Origin of the sequence: Brucella thiophenivorans (genome assembly GCF_002252445.1) — a bacterium.
In the GTDB taxonomy this organism is placed as follows: Bacteria; Pseudomonadota; Alphaproteobacteria; order Rhizobiales; family Rhizobiaceae; genus Brucella; species Brucella thiophenivorans.
In genome coordinates this window covers 437,421-453,214 of the sequence record NZ_NNRJ01000019.1, presented here as the reverse complement: position 1 = coordinate 453,214, position 15,794 = coordinate 437,421, and the positions used below count along the sequence as shown (strand labels likewise).

Genomic DNA, 15,794 nt, shown 5'->3' with positions numbered 1-15,794 from the left:
GGCCTTTTTCATTTCTGGATAAATTATTATTCAGTCCTGCGCCGCATCGTCGTCTGTTAGTGCTTCGGACTCTCGGTTTGCGATAACTTCAACTTCTTCATTGTCACCGGACGTCACTTTGAAGTCGCGCTGATAAATACGATCCTTGTTCTTGGCCACGGCGACATAATCGCCTTCGATGAGAACCATGGACGAATAAGCGCCCGCACTTTCACGAACCACGTCGCCCGAGGCATTGAGGATTGACCACGAGGTATCGGCGAGGGCTTCGCCACCTTTTTTTGCAACGAGCTTGAGGATGACTTCGGCTGCGCGATGCTGAACTGTTGCTTCGGTGAGCTTGCCCGCCTCAACGCGAATATCGGCCCGGATAATGGCATTTGCGGTGCCGTAGTTTGAAACCACGTGATAAGTGCCGCTGTTCAATCGGATAATCGTATCTGGTTTTACATCTGGCACGATCAACGAACGGTCGCTATTGTCCTCATCAGCATAAATCGAGAAGCGAACAAGATCGCTTTTGATCGCTCCTTGATCAGGTAAAACTGCGCTTAGTTTCATGCCACCAGCATCCAGCGTCATCACTTCATGGCGATTGCCATTGGTCAATGTGATACGCTTCGTCGCTCCTGCGCGGCCATAGGCTGCATGAACCAGATAGCTGCCCTCCGGCAAATTGAAAACTGCACTACCGCCTTTTGATGACGCGATCAGTGCCAACTGTCCATCGGGTCCGGTCTCCGGTGCAAACACGCGCCAGACAAGCCCGGTTGAAATATCCGGCCCATCCTGATTAAGACGAGCCTTTAAATCCAGTTCGCTCGTTTTGACGAGCGGATTATTTTCCGGGCTATTAGGATTGGCATAGGGGCTGAGCGCCGGCAGGTCGAGCTCTGGTTGTGGCAAGTCGGGCAGTGTGATTGTGCTGTTGATGTCCTGAGCAAGCGCGGACGATGCAAACAGCACAAGCGAAATGCCCGCTGCAAGTGACTTGCTGCGCGATAATTTCTTGCGGCTTGTTCGAAACAGGTCTGAACGATCTGACATGATGATGTTTTGAACCCAAGCGGGTGGCAAATTCAAGGCTAAACTGACTGTTACTCTTGCAAAATTATATTCGTGCGACATGTGTCGTCATAGATTTTTGGCTTTACACCTTCATGATGTCGCGCGAGAAGGAAGCGGCTTCCATTCATATGGAATAATTTATGCAGATTTGAGCGATGAGGTTTCCCCCGTGGCACGTCCGGTCTTTGAGTTTCTTGCACAGCGCAGTTCCACGCCGATTTCCGCAATTTCCGAACCGGCTCCGCAGGGTGCTGAACTTGACGAATTGCTGAAAGTTGCAGCACGCGTGCCCGATCATGGCCGTCTGACGCCATGGCGCTTCATTCTTTATCGTGGCGATGTACGCCATCAGGTTGGCGAATATCTTGCCACGCGAGCCGAAGAGCGGGAAGGGCCGTTGCCTGATAGCCGCAAGGATCAGGAGCGGTCGCGCTTTGCGCGTGCGCCATTGGTTATTGGCGTCGTTTCATCACCTGTGGCGCATGAGCGTATCCCTGAATGGGAGCAGTTTCTTTCCGCTGGTGCGGTCGCCATGAATCTGTGTGCTGCTGCCAATGCGTTAGGCTATGCAACCAACTGGATTACCAACTGGTATTCAGATGATGCGCCTTCACGTGCCTATCTCGGCCTTTCGCCAGACGAACGCGTTGCGGGTTTCGTTCATATTGGAACCGCGCAGAACAAGATGCCGGAGCGCCCACGTGCGGATATGGAGAAGATTGTTTCAGATTATAATGGGCCCTGGTCTTCCTAATATCGAATATTAGAAAAGTCCTTAAACGATGGAAAAGCCGATGTTTTATGAACCATCAAACGGTCATAATCTGCCTCACAATCCGTTCAAGGCCATTGTCGCGCCGCGCCCCATTGGCTGGATTGGCACGCGCTCAAAAAACGGAGCTGTAAACCTCGCACCATATTCATTCTTCAATGCTATATGCGACACACCCCCGATGATTATGTTTTCATCCAGCGGTTTTAAAGACAGCGTTTCGTTTATTGAGGAAACTGGTGAGTTTACCGCCAGTCTGGTGAGTGATCACCTCAAGGAACACATGAACGCTTCGTCGGTAAATGCCCCACGCGGCATGAGTGAATTTTCATATGCCGGTCTAACCGCTGCCCCCAGCAAATTGATCGCAGCGCCTTTTGTAAAAGAGGCTTATTCGGCCCTTGAATGCGTGGCCGTTGAAGTGCGGAATTTGCAGGACAAAGAGGGCCGGAAAACCGATAATTATATGGTTATCGGCGAGGTTGTCGGCGTTCATATCGATGAAAACGTGCTGACGAATGGTCTGTTCGACATCAAAAAATCCAAGCCGGTGACGCGCCTTGGCTATATGGATTATGCAACCACGCAAGAGGTCTATCAAATGTTCCGCCCAAAGTGGGAAGACAAAGTTTGAACTAGAGCGTGTCGCGCTTAATCGTATCCACAACGCTCGCTCTATAAGGGGTTTACAGCCCCTTTTTCTTGGCTTCAATCCAGATTGCTTCCATGTCATCAAGCTTCGCTTGTTCGAGGTTGCTGCCTGATTCTTCGAGCGATTTTTCGATATAATCAAAGCGGCGCTTGAACTTGTCATTGGCAGCAATCAATGCGGTTTCGGCATCTATTTCCAGATGCCTGCCGAGATTGACCATTGCAAAAAGCAGATCGCCATATTCCTCTTGAATATGGGCCTTGTCACGGGAAGCCATCGCATCTTTGAGTTCGCCTGTTTCCTCGGCAATTTTATCAAGGATGGGTGCTGCTTCAGACCAGTCGAAACCAACCTTGGCAGCTTTTTGCTGGAGTTTTAGCGCACGTAACAGGGCAGGGAAGGCATTTGGAATGTCGTCCAGATAGCCATTTTTCTCCGCTGTATCGAGGCCAAGTCTGGCGCGGCGTTCTGCGCGTTCGGCTTTCTCTTCCGCCTTGATGCGGTTCCATGATCCCTTGGCCATGCCAGCGCTTCTGGCTTCTTCATCGCCAAAAACATGCGGGTGACGGCGGATCATCTTGTGCGTGATGGCCTCAACTACATCACCAAAACCAAATCGCCCCTGTTCTTCGGATATGCGCGCATGAAACACGACCTGTAACAATAGATCGCCAAGTTCTTCGCGAAAATCGTCCACATCATCGCGTTCAATCGCGTCGAGAACCTCATAGACTTCTTCCAACGTATAGGGAGCAATCGATTGCGATGTCTGTTCCACATCCCATGGGCAGCCAGTTTTAGGATCACGCAGAGCAACCATAATTTCGAGAAGACGGTCAATATTGCGGGAAGGTTCCATCTTCGCTCCATGAAAAATGACGAGGCATTATTGGGGTAATCTACAAGAACCGAAGGGTTTGGCTTGCAGTCCACTTCGGTTTTTGCATAGTCAGGGCAACGACCGAAATCGCACATTGGGGCGATATGTTCAACAAGCAGGTATTTAAAGAATGACGATTCTTGTAACTGGTGGTGCCGGATATATTGGTTCGCATACGTGTGTGCAGTTGATTGAGGCTGGCCATGACGTTGTCGTGGTCGATAATTTCGATAATAGCAGCCCGGAATCGCTCCATCGCGTGGAGAGAATTACCGGTCGTGCGCCTATCCGTGAGCCGGGCGATATTCGCGACCGTGCGCTGCTGGAACAAATTATCCGACGCCATAAATGCACAGCCGTCATTCATTTTGCAGGTCTCAAGGCTGTTGGCGAATCGAATGAAATGCCGCTCCATTATTATGATTGTAATGTGGTGGGTACGTTGCGTCTGTTGCAGGCAATGGAAGCCACAGGCGTGAAGACGCTTGTTTTTAGTTCGTCGGCGACGGTTTATGGTGACCCGGAAAAATTGCCGATTACCGAAGATCAGCCCTTGTCTGCGACCAATCCCTATGGACGGACAAAGCTTATTATCGAAGAGATGCTGCGTGATCTTTATAACAGCGATAAGAGCTGGAAAATCGCAATCTTGCGTTATTTCAATCCAGTTGGTGCGCATGAAAGCGGTTTGATCGGCGAAGACCCCAAGGGGATTCCGAATAATTTGATGCCGATCATCGCGCAGGTCGCGACAGGTCGCCGTGAGAAGCTCAATGTCTGGGGCAATGATTATGCAACGCCCGATGGTACTGGCGTACGTGATTATATTCATGTGGTTGATCTTGCTGCCGGACATCTCAAGGCGCTCAAGAAACTCGATGAACCAGCATGTTTCTCGGTCAATCTAGGAACCGGGCAGGGCTATAGCGTTCTCGATGTGGTAAAGGCATTCGAGCATGTTTCCAATCGCGAGATCAAGTATGAGCTTTCACCGCGTCGTCCTGGCGATGTTGCAGAGTGCTATGCCGATCCAGCGTTCGCACGGGATTTTCTTGGTTGGACTGCCAAGAAGGATTTGCGCGAGATGTGTGAAGACATGTGGAACTGGCAATCGAAGAATCCTGACGGATACAATGTGGGTTGAGTTCTCAAAGTCGTTCGCGTTGGTGAAATGATGTTGCAATTTCCCGCAAAAGTGATCGGATCTGCACTCAAGCCTGTCCTTTGGTATTGTGCCTGTTTTTGATCGGTCTATTACAAGCTGGAGATAATTTCCGAGTGTGAAAGCTCTCCGACCAGTTTGGATTTGGGCTTTCAAATGGATGCACTAAAGGACTGACGAGAGAATGCGTTTTCTGCCCGATAAATTCACCTGCATGTTGATCGCAACGATTTTGCTTGCATCATTTCTTCCAGTGCAGGGCGATTTCGCCGATTGGTTTGCCATTGCGACGAAGATTGCAGTCGGGCTTTTGTTCTTCCTGCATGGTGCGCGCCTGTCGCGTGAAGCGGTTGTTGCCGGCGTCACTCATTGGAAACTGCATCTAGCAGTTGCCAGCGCGACGTTTGTGTTGTTTCCTATGCTGGGGCTTGTTGCTGGCTGGACAATTCCGGGACTTGCGCAATCTCCATTTTACCTCGGCATTCTCTATCTCTGCGTTCTGCCCTCGACCGTGCAATCTTCCATAGCCTTTACATCAATGGCTGGTGGCAACGTGTCGGCCGCCATTGTTTCTGCGTCAGCATCAAATATTTTCGGTATGTTTCTGACGCCATTGCTTGTCGGATTGCTTTTCGCTGTCAAAGGCGGTGGTGGAATTTCCGTCGATGCGCTTGAATCAATTTTGCTGCAATTGCTTGCACCTTTTGTTCTTGGTCAGATTCTTCAGCCATGGATCGGCAATTTCATGCGCCGCCACAACAAATCACTTGGCCTTGTTGATCGTGGTTCCATCCTCATGGTCGTTTATCTTGCGTTTAGTGAAGCTGTTGTCCAAGGCCTGTGGAACACGGTCTCGTGGAACGATCTTGGCGTAATGATTGGCGTTAACATCTTGCTTCTAATTATCGTGATGCTTGCCACCTGGTACGGCAGTAAATGGCTTGGTTTCAATCATGCAGACCGGATCACCATCATGTTCTGCGGCTCCAAAAAGAGCCTTGCCAGTGGTGCGCCTATGGCCAGTGCGATTTTCATGGGCGCTGATGTGGGAAGTATCGTATTGCCGCTGATGCTGTTCCATCAGATACAGCTTATGGCTTGCGCTGTTATTGCGCGCAGGCTTGCGGACCATAAGCCCGGCTCAGCGACGGCTAAAACAGCGGCTGCGAAGTAGGGGGCTGGCGCTCACTATCTTTTTTGTAGTTTGCTTGTCATGCCGTAAAAGAAACTCTACAGAGAATTTCTCTTAGAGAGCCGCGTGCTTTATCTGATGCACCAAAATTGCGCTAAGGCTTTATTATAAAAGCATAATTCCTTACACTGATCCAAGTGCAGGGAATTATGCTCTCGGTCGTGTCAGGAAAGGCAAGTTTTATGGCGGACAAGAACAAAGAGACTTTTGATCAGGAAGCGCTTGCAGAGGCCTATAATCTTGCACTTTCGCTCGAAAAATCTGGCGATCTTGATGCAGCCGCCAAAGCTTATGAGGACGTGTTGCGCATCGATCCCGATGATCATGGTGGCGCGGCGGTGCGTCTGGCGAGTATGGGACGCGGTTCAGTTCCTCCAAAGGCTCCTGATGCCTATGTGTCGACGTTGTTTGACCAACATGCAGAACTGTTCGACACCATCCTTGTCGATCAACTTGGCTATGATGTTCCGTTGCAGTTACGTGAAATGCTTCTTGAAATGGATGATGGGTTTCAAGTGGAAAGGATGCTGGACCTTGGCTGCGGCACAGGACTTTCTGCCGATGCGCTTGATGATATGGCCGATCACAAGACGGGCGTCGACATATCCGAAAATATGATCGAAGTGGCTTATGAAAAAGGCGATTATGATGCGCTTTTTGTAGGCGAAGCCGTCAAGTTTCTCGAAGGTACGAAGGAAAATGCCTGGGATTTGATCGTCGCAACCGATGTGTTGCCTTATATGGGCCAACTCGAAGCATTTTTTGCAGGTGTCGCTGCGCATCTCAAATCAGGCGGATATTTTGGTTTTTCCAGTGAAACGCAAAGCGACGAACGTTTTACCGGTCGCGATTTCATGGTTGGCGATTTCCAGCGCTTTGCCCATGCGCAGTCTTATGTTCGCTCGCTTTTGTCTGAGCACGGAATGGATTGTGTTCGCTGCGAAGATATTATCGTTCGCAGCGAACAAGGCGCGCCAGTACCAGGCCATCTTTATATTGCGAAACGCCACTGAGCGGGGTTTCGCGATATAAAACGGAGTCTTAGGTTCCATAATCCATATTATGTGATCGACCTGTATAACGGGGGGTGGATTCTAGTTTGAAGTGCGACTTGCAAATGATAACAATGAGTTATCCAATGCAAGGAACCTGTCATGGAACGCACCTACGCGCATATTGATCTGGATGAACGCCGCAGAATAGCACGCTGGCGCACCGCAAAGCTCTCCGTTGACGTTATTGCTGAGAAGCTTGGAAGGCACCGCTCGACCATTTTTCGTGAACTCAAGCGCAATCAGTTTCACGATGATGAGATCAAGGATTTAAACGGCTATTACTGCACGATTGCCGAGCAGAAATCCCGCGAGCGGCGTTCGAAGCAACGTAAGCTGATCCGGTATGATGAGCTACGGCAGTCCGTGATCGATCACATCAGCGATATTGTTCATCGCATAACCTCTGTTTGAGAAGCTGAAATCGCCAACAAGACGGTGCCTGTTCGAAAAAACGCTTCAGTGTGAGTGAAAGAAGGACAGTGCCTGCTAGGTCAGATTTATATCGGAATCTTTGCGATGCAAAGAGCTATTCTCTATTCAAGAACTCGTGATTTTGTTTGATTGAAATCATTTCCCCGATGCCATTCTACGATGTAATTACTTTAGCCAGACCCGAGAACAATGTTCTGCAAGGAAGGTAGATTGCATGTTGGAAGCACGTATCAGGAACACGTCTCTGCGTGATAAGATCATCACTGCGGAACAAGCTGCAAGCCTGATAAAAGATGGTATGATCATTGGTATGAGCGGCTTTACGCGCGCCGGTGATGCCAAGGCCGTTCCGCTCGCAATGGCTGCGCGTGCGCTCAACGATCCTTTTCAGATTACGCTGATTACCGGTGCTTCGCTTGGACATGATGTCGATAAGTTGCTGACCGAAGCGCATGTGCTTGCGCGTCGCATGCCGTTTCAGGTGGACCGAACTTTGCGAGCTGCCATCAATCGTGGTGAAGTTATGTTTATTGACCAGCATCTGTCTGAGACGGTTGAGCAATTGCGTTCCAACCAGATTGGCCCCATTAATTATGCAGTCGTTGAAGCTTTGGCGATTACGGAAAATGGCGGGATAATTCCAACAACCTCTATTGGCAATTCTGCAAGCTTTGCGATTCTAGCTGAAAAAGTCATTGTTGAGGTCAATCTTAATCAGCCGCTGGCGCTTGAGGGGTTGCATGATGTTTATATTCCAACCAAACGCCCTTCCCGCGATCCCATTCCGGTGACGGCTTGTGATAGTCGCGTCGGCCTGCCCTATATTCCTATTCCGCCGGAGAAAATTGCCGGTATTGTCATAACGCATGAAAATGACAGCGCATCGACTGTGGAGCCAGCCGACGGCGAAACGGTTGCCATTGCCTCACATCTTATCCAGTTTCTTTTGCATGAAGTTGAGACAGGCCGTCTTGATCTGACGCTTAATCCCTTACAGGCTGGTATTGGAACTATCGCTAATGCCGTTCTGAATGGTTTTGCCGACAGTCCGTTCCATAATCTGCGGATGTATAGCGAAGTGCTGCAAGATAGTACCTTTGATCTGTTCGATGCTGGTAAGCTTGACTACGCCTCCGGCTCATCCCTCACACTAAGCCCTGCATGTGGTGAGCGCGTCTTCACTAATATCGATCGTTATCGTGACAAGCTGATTTTGCGTCCGCAAGAAATCAGCAACCACCCTGAAGTTATCCGCCGCCTTGGTATTATTGGTATCAATACCGCGCTTGAGTTCGATATTTACGGCAACGTAAATTCGACCCATGTCGATGGCACGCACATGATGAATGGCATTGGCGGTTCCGGTGATTTTGCACGTAATGCTTATATTTCGATATTCGTCAGCAAATCCGAAGCAAAGAATGGTGCTATATCGTCTATTGTGCCGATGGTGACGCATGTCGATCATACTGAGCACGACGTTGATATTCTTGTAACGGAACAAGGTCTGGCGGATTTGCGCGGGCTTGCGCCGCGCGAACGGGCAAAGCTGATCATCAACAATTGCGCTCATCCGGATTATCGCGATCAGCTTAACGATTATTTTGAGCGCTCATGCGCAAGAGGTGGCCACACCCCTCACCTGCTTGAAGAAGCATTTAGCTGGCACAGCCGGCGCAAGCAGACAGGTTCTATGCAAAATTAGCCGAACATATTTTTTATTGGCGACGTAAGTCGCCGATTTTATGTTGAATTTATGGGAACCTTATTCTGATTGGAACGTTAACCGGCATATCATCTTTACAACCAAAGATGATGGGATCGGGGACAGTTTCAAGCTCGGTAACGAGCCACACTTCCCATTTTTATAATGCTCCTTTCGGCAAAGCTATGGAACAGCCGCCGAATGAGTTAAACAGCCGTTCCGGGAAGGGTCCGACTGCCTATGTCCATCCTCATTAGTCTTCTGATAACAATTCTGGTTATCTTCCTCGTTCTTTACCTCATCAATATGCTGCCGCTTGATAGCAAAGTGAAGCAAATTGCTCAGGTTATTGTCATCATTATTGGTATCATTTCGCTTCTTAAATATCTGGCAGTCTTCTAGTTTTAAGGCTTATCTAACTTCAAAAAACAGGGTCGCCCAAAAGGCGACCCTGTTTTTTTTATTTTGGAGCGCATCTTGAAACTGCGGAACGCTTTTCCGCGTACAATGCGTGTAAAAAAGCTATTTGGAGTGCATCTTATGATTTAATTGAAATCGCACGTGCTATAAATGTGAAAAATTACAGCAAATGTCATTTCTTTTAAAGATTGTTGTCTTAAGCTAAATCTATCAGTAATATATTCATGTTGCACTACTCTAGATTGTGTCGTTAATGGCACACATATATAAAAAATTGCATTGATGCGGGAACATAGCTTTCATCGTTAAGTCGCTCCTTTTATAAGGCCCCTGAGATCGCATTTTGTCCTTACTGGCAGGGTTGCGCTCGGATATTTATTCTAGCGCATGACTTATCTGATGGCAGTGGAAACAGAAATTAGTCGAATTGACTGGTTCCCCTGCATAGGTGTTTTACAGTTTTCGGGTTGTGCGCCTACGATCATGTCTGTTCATAGAGGGTTCAGCAACAGACACCTAAAATATCTTCGTAGGGTTGGGGGATTTCATAGGTATGAAGACGGTTTTATGGAAAGCAGCGTTGATAACGTTGTGTGTCGTCCTGTTTTCCTTGGGAACCAGTTTCGTCGTTGGATTCTTCTCCGGCTCGCTGCCTGGTCCCTCCGCTATTAGTCTCAGTGCCGGTATCCCGACAGTTACAGCCTTTCCTTCTCTCGTTTACATTTTTTATCATCACAGCAAGCTTCAGGATGCATATGCGCAGCTTGAAAAGGCGCATATTGAGCTTCAAGCTCGCTCACGCGTTGATCACATGACTGGGCTACTCAACCGTGAAGCACTTTTCGATGCAATGAAAATCAGCCGTTCGCGTATTGAAAATGGAACGCTTCTCGTCATCGATGCGGATCATTTTAAAGCAATTAATGACACATTCGGGCATAGCGTGGGTGATCGTGCACTCAAGCTTATCGCATTTGCGCTGCAGAATGTAACGCGCAAGGGTGATCTCGTTGGCCGTATTGGTGGCGAGGAGTTTTGCGTGTTTCTTCCTGGCGCAACCGGTGAAACTGGTATGCGGGTTGCGCAAAGAATACGTTCAGAAGTTGAAAACACCCCGTTTCATGCAACGGAATATCAGATTTATCCGCTGACAATCAGCATCGGGGTTGCGTCTGCGCCGAAGAACGAGACGAATTCGCAGGTGTTAAGCCGCGCTGATCGCTGCCTTTATATGGCGAAGCAACGTGGTCGCAATTGTGTGGTCTTTGATGAAGAAAGCGGTCGTATTACGAGCGCGTCCGTGGTTTCGATCACCAATGGACGAGAAGTTGCACGAGGGTAAAGCATTTTCAGCAAAAGTGCGTTGCGGTTTTGCGTTGGATAATGCGCAAAAATAAATAGATAAGAGCGGTCCTGACCGTTCCGTTTAAGAGAACCGGTCTAGCTTATTCCCAAGGTATGACCTCTTCTTCTGACCAGCCAACCGGCTCAAAGCCCATCCTCTGATAAAGTTGCAGTGCACGCGGACTATCGAGCGTGTTGGTGTGAATAGCCACTTTTTGTGGATCGTGTGACCATGCGGTTGAAATCGCTTCGTTCAGAAAGAATTTCCCCAGTCCCCGCCCCTGATAGTCTGGCATCAAACCAAAATAGAGAATTTCTGACGTTTCAGGCATGTAGGCTAGATTGATCTCTAAAAGTCCTGCCGGATTTCCATCAACATAAAGAACGTGAATTTCCGTGGTTTCGGCATGGATTGCCCGCGTCACTTCTTCATCGCTTTGCACACGTCGCATCATCCAATGGTGCTGGCGTCCAACCTGTTCATAAAGGTAGCGATAAAAATGCACCGGCATTTGCGTCGAACGCATGATTGCAAGGCGCAAACCAGACGGAACCGGAACTGACAGCGACGGTCTCGCTGTCATCTCCAGATGTGTCACTCTGGCGGTAAGCTTTTCAGCCATGTTATTCTGCTTCGCCTGTTACAACCGGCGTGTCCTGTCTGCTGCCCCATTCGCTCCATGAGCCATCATAAAGCCGATTGTCTTCATGACCAAGGGAAGTCAGAGCAAGCGTGATGACCGCAGCCGTCACGCCAGAACCGCAACTTGTGATAACAGGCTTGTTGAGATCGACGCCTGCGTTAGCGAATATCTCACGTAGGCTGTCGAGATTTTTCAGCGCGCCATTTTCAGATAGAGTTCCGACCGGCACATTGCGCGCACCCGGCATATGACCAGAGCGCATTCCTTCGCGTGGTTCTGCATCGCGACCAGTGAAACGGCCAGCGGCACGCGCATCGGCAATCTGCGAGCTGTGTTCGCCTACGACCTTACTCATCTCGTTAAAGTCGACGACTTTGGCTTCGTTAAATGACGGCGTGAAAAGGGATGGTGCGATCTTGGTTATTTCATCGGTGACCAGTAAATTGGAGGATTTCCAATTGTCGAAACCGCCATCAAGAACCAGAACGTTTTTCACGCCCATGACGCGGAACATCCACCATACACGCGGCGCTGAAAACATGCCGGGGCCGTCATAGACAACCACCGTTTCGTCAACTGTGATGCCCATAGCACCGACATGGCGTGCAAAAAACTCCGGCGATGGCAAAGTATGTGGCAGACCGGAATCCTTATCTGCGATCAAATCCTGATCGAAAAATACAGAACCGGGAATATGTGCTGCATCATATTCGTCGCGTCCATTGCGACCGGCTGTGGGCAAATACCAGGAAGCGTCGACAATCGCCAAACCCGGCTCGCCTAGTCGGGCTTTCAGATCATCGCGGGAGATAACAAATGCGCTTTTATCGGACATGATTGCTCCTGAAATTCTCAAGCTTGCGGTGCGTTGCCAAATCGAATGCGGAAGCGGCGGTTTTCCTTGCCCTTCTTTTCGATCTTGCCGATGTGGATTTCACCCACTTCCTGCGTTTGAGAAACGTGTGTGCCGCCGCAAGGTTGCGAATCTACCGAGCCATTTTCACCAATCACCACCAGACGAAGGCGGCCTGCTCCCACCGGCGGGCGCACATTTTTTGATTTGACAATGTCGGGATTGGCGAGAAATTCCTCGTCGGTTATCCAGTGCAAGCTGACCGGCTCATTGGCATTGACCATTGCCATCAGCTTTTCTGTGACAAATTCTTTGGTGTAGCTTGCATCCGGCAGGTCGAAGTCAACGCGGCTTTCCTCTTCACCGACGGCAGCCCCAGTGATCGGGAACGGACAGGCGACCGAAAGCAGATGGCAGGCCGTATGCATTCGCATGAGTTTAAGGCGACGTTCCCAGTTGATATGCAAAACCAGCTTTTCACCAATATCAGGCAAGCCCTCCCCTTCGGCTGGAATATGGATGATTTCGCTTTTGCTCTCGCCGGTAACGGTTGCAGCAATCTGGATGCGTGAACCGTCGGGACGTTCAAAATAACCCGTATCTCCCGGCTGTCCGCCGGAAGTAGCGTAGAAATTGGTTTGATCGAGAATGATTCCGCCGGATTCCGTCAAGGCAAGGACTGAACCCTCCGCGCTTTTAAGATATGCATCTTCGCGGAAAAGAGCTTCAGTCTCGTATGCCATGATTATCCCTCGTAAGGTATGTGTATGTCGGTTTTCTGTTCCAACCAGCCCGGTACTGGCAGATACTTGCCGCGCAGGAAAGCTGGATTGAACAGCTTGGATTGATAACGATTACCATAGTCGCACAGCACCGTCACGATGGTGTGGCCCGGACCGAGATCTTTTGCAAGGCGGATCGCACCCGCAATATTGATGCCGGATGAACCGCCGAGGCAAAGCCCCTCCTCTTGCACAAGATTAAAAACAATATCGAGTGCTTCGGCGTCTGGCACCTGATAGGAAAAGTCTGGTGTAAAACCTTCGAGATTGGCGGTGATACGTCCCTGCCCGATGCCTTCGGTGATGGAATCGCCCTCGGCCTTCAACTCGCCCGTGGTGTAAAAAGAATGCAGTGCTGCGCCATGCGGATCGGCCAATGCAATCTTGATATTTGCATTGTTGTCCTTAAGGCCAAAAGCTGTACCCGCGAGCGTGCCGCCCGAGCCTACCGCCGAAACGAAGCCATCGACCTTGCCATTGGTATCACGCCAGATTTCCTGCGCCGTTGTTTCAATATGCGATAGACGATTAGCGACATTGTCGAACTGATTGGCCCAGATTACGCCATTGGGTTCGGTCTTTGCGAGTTGCTCGGCCAAACGGCCTGACAGACGCACATAATTGTTGGGATTGCGATAAGGTGCAGCAGGCACTTCAATCAATTCCGCGCCAAGCAGACGAAGAGTGTCTTTCTTTTCCTGACTTTGCGTTTCAGGAATAACGATCACAGTACGATAGCCGAGCACCTTGGCAACAAATGTGAGGCCAATGCCGGTGTTTCCCGCTGTGCCTTCGACGATAACGCCGCCCGGTTTTAACAGGCCGCGTTTTTCCGCATCGCGGATAATATAGAGCGCGGCACGGTCCTTGACCGACTGGCCGGGATTGAGAAACTCGGCTTTGCCATAGATTTCGCAACCGGTGATTTCGGAAGCCTTCTTTAAACGGATCAGTGGCGTATTGCCGATTGCGTCTAGTGCCGAGTCGAGCATGGTCTCCATCCCTTAGTTGAGAGGAAACTATGTTGAAGCACAATGCTCTTCAAGCAAGTTCGGAATAATTTTCCCCGTGAAAGCGTAAGTGCAAACTCTGTATTCAGGCTTCAACGAAAAAACCGCATATAAAAAGCCAATCTGATTAGATCAGATTGGCTTTTTATTATTCTTTTATCGAGCGTTTATGCAGCGCGTTGACCGCCGCCGTTGCCTGGACGACGCTTGCGATGGAATGGACGCTTTGGCTGTGCAGCAGCGTCACCACTTGCAGGCTTGGGCGCTGGATTTGCGCGATGTTCGCCAGATGACTTAGCCATTTTATTTGCCGGACGGCGATGCTTCTGCGGCACACCATGCGAACCGGGCTTACGGCTGCGCTCTGGCTTATCAGCGTCATCAAACTTTGCTGCAGGTGCCGGAGCAAGTTTAACAGGTGCTTCCTTAATAGTCAGCTTCGTACGGGTAACACGTTCAACTGCACGTAGTTTCGTATCTTCCGTAGCTGCATCATATAGTGTGATTGAAGCGCCACTTGCGCCGTTACGGCCAGTGCGGCCAATACGGTGCACATAGGTTTCCGGCTCATCTGGCAGATCGTAATTGACGACATGGCTGATGCCCGGAACGTCAATGCCGCGGGCGGCGATGTCGGTTGCGACCAGAATACGAAGCGTGCCATCGCGGAAGCCGTTCAGCGCGCGCTGACGGGCATTTTGCGATTTGTTGCCATGGATTGCAGCAACATCAAAGCCATCGCGTTCGAGATGACGAACAACAGCATCTGCGCCATGCTTGGTGCGGGTGAAGACGATAACCGATTTCATGCCCTTGTCAGCCAGCAGACCAGAAAGCAGACGGCGCTTGTCTTTTGTTGGAACCGGATGCACGACCTGCGTGATTTCCGCAGCAGTTGTACCCTGTGGCGCAACTTCGACCCGGATAGGATCACGCAGCAGTGTCTGTGCAAGGGCTGCGATTTCCTTAGGCATGGTTGCCGAGAAAAGAGCAGTCTGGCGATTCTTGTGTGTGCCTTTAGCGATGCGCTTCACATCGTTGATGAAGCCCATATCGAGCATACGGTCAGCTTCATCGAGAACCAGCCAACGGGTTTCTGACAGATCTACGCAGTTTTCACGCACCAGATCGGTCAAACGACCAGGAGTTGCGATAAGTACGTCAACGCCGCCCTGCATACGCTTAATCTGGCTCAGACGCGAAACGCCACCAAGAACCAGTGCCGTCGAAATATGCGCCTGTTTGGCAACAACGCGGATTGTTTCTTCGATCTGTACAGCGAGTTCGCGGGTTGGCGCGAGGATCAGCGCTCGCGCAGTCTTGCCCTTGCGCTTGTCACCAAGTGCAATGATTTTCTGCAAAATTGGCAGGCTGAATGCAGCCGTCTTGCCGGAGCCGGTCTGCGCAATACCAAGAATGTCGCGGCCTTCCAGCTGATGCGGAATGGCTTGCGTCTGAATGGGCTTTGGCTCGGTCATGCCAGCGGCTTCAACGCCTTTAAGCAGAACGCCTGTAATACCAAGAGCAGCAAAGCCGCCTGTGTTTTCAGTAGTCAATTCAATCTCTTTCGGCGGCACCACACAATCGTGGTCCGCTCTAAAACTTCGGACAAGCGCAACTTGCCGAACAATAGCTTTTTGATGATACGACGGGACGCCGGAAAACTCCGGTCGACTTGCGCTGCCGTGCCCGAAACCAGTCGGGTCTCCCCTGCTATCAGACCATTCTGACTGCAAGAGGCGAGACGCAACAAGTCCGATTCCGGGAAGACTGAAATTGTTCAGTCCATGCGCCTAAAGGGCCATATGGTCTGTTTTGCGCAA

14 protein-coding genes and 2 pseudogenes are annotated in these 15,794 nt (G+C 50.1%); 9 read left to right on the top strand and 7 right to left on the bottom strand.

All coding sequences use genetic code 11. From position 1 onward, the window contains the following. Positions 1–30: 30 nt before the first annotated feature. Complete coding sequence (locus tag CEV31_RS11680; RefSeq protein ID WP_374846875.1) at positions 31–1,047, bottom strand: hypothetical protein; 1,017 nt, start codon at positions 1,045–1,047, stop codon at positions 31–33. 190 nt (positions 1,048–1,237) lie between these two features. On the opposite strand from CEV31_RS11680, the gene CEV31_RS11675 reads away from it, so the two are divergent. Next, a complete protein-coding gene (locus tag CEV31_RS11675; RefSeq protein WP_094507357.1) occupies positions 1,238–1,822 on the top strand; it encodes a nitroreductase family protein in 585 nt (194 codons plus the stop codon). A gap of 40 nt (positions 1,823–1,862) precedes the next feature. After that, positions 1,863–2,474, top strand: coding sequence for a flavin reductase family protein (locus tag CEV31_RS11670; RefSeq protein WP_094507356.1), 612 nt, complete (start codon positions 1,863–1,865; stop codon positions 2,472–2,474). 52 nt (positions 2,475–2,526) lie between these two features. Here CEV31_RS11670 and mazG read toward each other — a convergent pair whose 3' ends face one another. Next, positions 2,527–3,351, bottom strand: coding sequence for a nucleoside triphosphate pyrophosphohydrolase (gene mazG / locus CEV31_RS11665; RefSeq protein WP_094507188.1), 825 nt, complete (start codon positions 3,349–3,351; stop codon positions 2,527–2,529). 151 nt (positions 3,352–3,502) lie between these two features. Between mazG and galE the strand changes: the two genes are divergently transcribed. The 7 genes and pseudogenes from galE (at position 3,503) to CEV31_RS11630 (ending at position 10,680) form a co-directional block, all read left to right on the top strand. Further along, positions 3,503–4,516, top strand: coding sequence for a UDP-glucose 4-epimerase GalE (galE, locus tag CEV31_RS11660; protein WP_094507187.1), 1,014 nt, complete (start codon positions 3,503–3,505; stop codon positions 4,514–4,516). Between the two features lie 202 nt (positions 4,517–4,718). Continuing rightward, positions 4,719–5,708, top strand: coding sequence for a bile acid:sodium symporter family protein (locus CEV31_RS11655; RefSeq protein WP_094507186.1), 990 nt, complete (start codon positions 4,719–4,721; stop codon positions 5,706–5,708). Positions 5,709–5,908: 200 nt separating this feature from the next. Next, positions 5,909–6,739 carry a class I SAM-dependent DNA methyltransferase gene (locus CEV31_RS11650; RefSeq protein ID WP_094507355.1) on the top strand — a complete coding sequence of 277 codons (831 nt, stop codon included), beginning with the start codon at positions 5,909–5,911 and terminating at the stop codon, positions 6,737–6,739. A 141-nt stretch (positions 6,740–6,880) separates the two neighbouring features. Beyond that, positions 6,881–7,159: pseudogene (locus tag CEV31_RS11645) on the top strand (helix-turn-helix domain-containing protein); the annotation flags it as partial. Between the two features lie 268 nt (positions 7,160–7,427). Then, positions 7,428–8,918 carry an acetyl-CoA hydrolase/transferase family protein gene (locus CEV31_RS11640; RefSeq protein ID WP_094507185.1) on the top strand — a complete coding sequence of 497 codons (1,491 nt, stop codon included), beginning with the start codon at positions 7,428–7,430 and terminating at the stop codon, positions 8,916–8,918. Between the two features lie 240 nt (positions 8,919–9,158). Continuing rightward, on the top strand, positions 9,159–9,320 hold the full coding sequence (locus tag CEV31_RS11635) for a Thivi_2564 family membrane protein (RefSeq protein WP_094507184.1): 162 nt from the start codon (positions 9,159–9,161) through the stop codon (positions 9,318–9,320). Between the two features lie 571 nt (positions 9,321–9,891). Then, the gene (locus CEV31_RS11630; protein ID WP_094507183.1) at positions 9,892–10,680 is read left to right on the top strand and encodes a GGDEF domain-containing protein; all 789 of its coding nucleotides are present in this window, start codon (positions 9,892–9,894) and stop codon (positions 10,678–10,680) included. Positions 10,681–10,783: 103 nt separating this feature from the next. On the opposite strand, the gene CEV31_RS11625 is transcribed toward CEV31_RS11630, so the two are convergent. The 5 genes and pseudogenes from CEV31_RS11625 to CEV31_RS11605 all read right to left on the bottom strand — a co-directional run bounded on the left by CEV31_RS11625 (position 10,784) and on the right by CEV31_RS11605 (position 15,755). Further along, positions 10,784–11,305: a GNAT family N-acetyltransferase gene (locus CEV31_RS11625; RefSeq protein ID WP_094507182.1), complete on the bottom strand. Its 522-nt coding sequence runs from the start codon at positions 11,303–11,305 to the stop codon at positions 10,784–10,786. Between the two features lies 1 nt (position 11,306). Further along, complete coding sequence (gene sseA / locus CEV31_RS11620; protein ID WP_094507181.1) at positions 11,307–12,161, bottom strand: 3-mercaptopyruvate sulfurtransferase; 855 nt, start codon at positions 12,159–12,161, stop codon at positions 11,307–11,309. Positions 12,162–12,178: 17 nt separating this feature from the next. Next, positions 12,179–12,922, bottom strand: coding sequence for an alanyl-tRNA editing protein (locus tag CEV31_RS11615; RefSeq protein WP_094507180.1), 744 nt, complete (start codon positions 12,920–12,922; stop codon positions 12,179–12,181). Between the two features lie 2 nt (positions 12,923–12,924). Then, entirely contained in the window at positions 12,925–13,953 is a 1,029-nt protein-coding gene (locus tag CEV31_RS11610; RefSeq protein WP_094507354.1) for a cysteine synthase A, read from the bottom strand. Between the two features lie 185 nt (positions 13,954–14,138). After that, positions 14,139–15,755, bottom strand: a pseudogene (locus CEV31_RS11605) (DEAD/DEAH box helicase). Positions 15,756–15,794 lie beyond the last annotated feature (39 nt).

What these genes read in the sequence shown, in the direction of transcription:
- CEV31_RS11630 (WP_094507183.1), top strand. Translation starts at nt 9,892, where the DNA reads ATGAAGACGGTTTTATGGAAAGCAGCGTTGATAACGTTGTGTGTCGTC.
- galE (WP_094507187.1), top strand. Translation starts at nt 3,503, where the DNA reads ATGACGATTCTTGTAACTGGTGGTGCCGGATATATTGGTTCGCATACG.
- CEV31_RS11640 (WP_094507185.1), top strand. Translation starts at nt 7,428, where the DNA reads ATGTTGGAAGCACGTATCAGGAACACGTCTCTGCGTGATAAGATCATC.
- CEV31_RS11655 (WP_094507186.1), top strand. Translation starts at nt 4,719, where the DNA reads ATGCGTTTTCTGCCCGATAAATTCACCTGCATGTTGATCGCAACGATT.
- mazG (WP_094507188.1), bottom strand. Translation starts at nt 3,351, where the DNA reads ATGGAACCTTCCCGCAATATTGACCGTCTTCTCGAAATTATGGTTGCT.
- CEV31_RS11610 (WP_094507354.1), bottom strand. Translation starts at nt 13,953, where the DNA reads ATGCTCGACTCGGCACTAGACGCAATCGGCAATACGCCACTGATCCGT.
- CEV31_RS11635 (WP_094507184.1), top strand. Translation starts at nt 9,159, where the DNA reads ATGTCCATCCTCATTAGTCTTCTGATAACAATTCTGGTTATCTTCCTC.
- CEV31_RS11670 (WP_094507356.1), top strand. Translation starts at nt 1,863, where the DNA reads ATGTTTTATGAACCATCAAACGGTCATAATCTGCCTCACAATCCGTTC.
- sseA (WP_094507181.1), bottom strand. Translation starts at nt 12,161, where the DNA reads ATGTCCGATAAAAGCGCATTTGTTATCTCCCGCGATGATCTGAAAGCC.
- CEV31_RS11650 (WP_094507355.1), top strand. Translation starts at nt 5,909, where the DNA reads ATGGCGGACAAGAACAAAGAGACTTTTGATCAGGAAGCGCTTGCAGAG.
- CEV31_RS11680 (WP_374846875.1), bottom strand. Translation starts at nt 1,047, where the DNA reads ATGTCAGATCGTTCAGACCTGTTTCGAACAAGCCGCAAGAAATTATCG.
- CEV31_RS11625 (WP_094507182.1), bottom strand. Translation starts at nt 11,305, where the DNA reads ATGGCTGAAAAGCTTACCGCCAGAGTGACACATCTGGAGATGACAGCG.
- CEV31_RS11615 (WP_094507180.1), bottom strand. Translation starts at nt 12,922, where the DNA reads ATGGCATACGAGACTGAAGCTCTTTTCCGCGAAGATGCATATCTTAAA.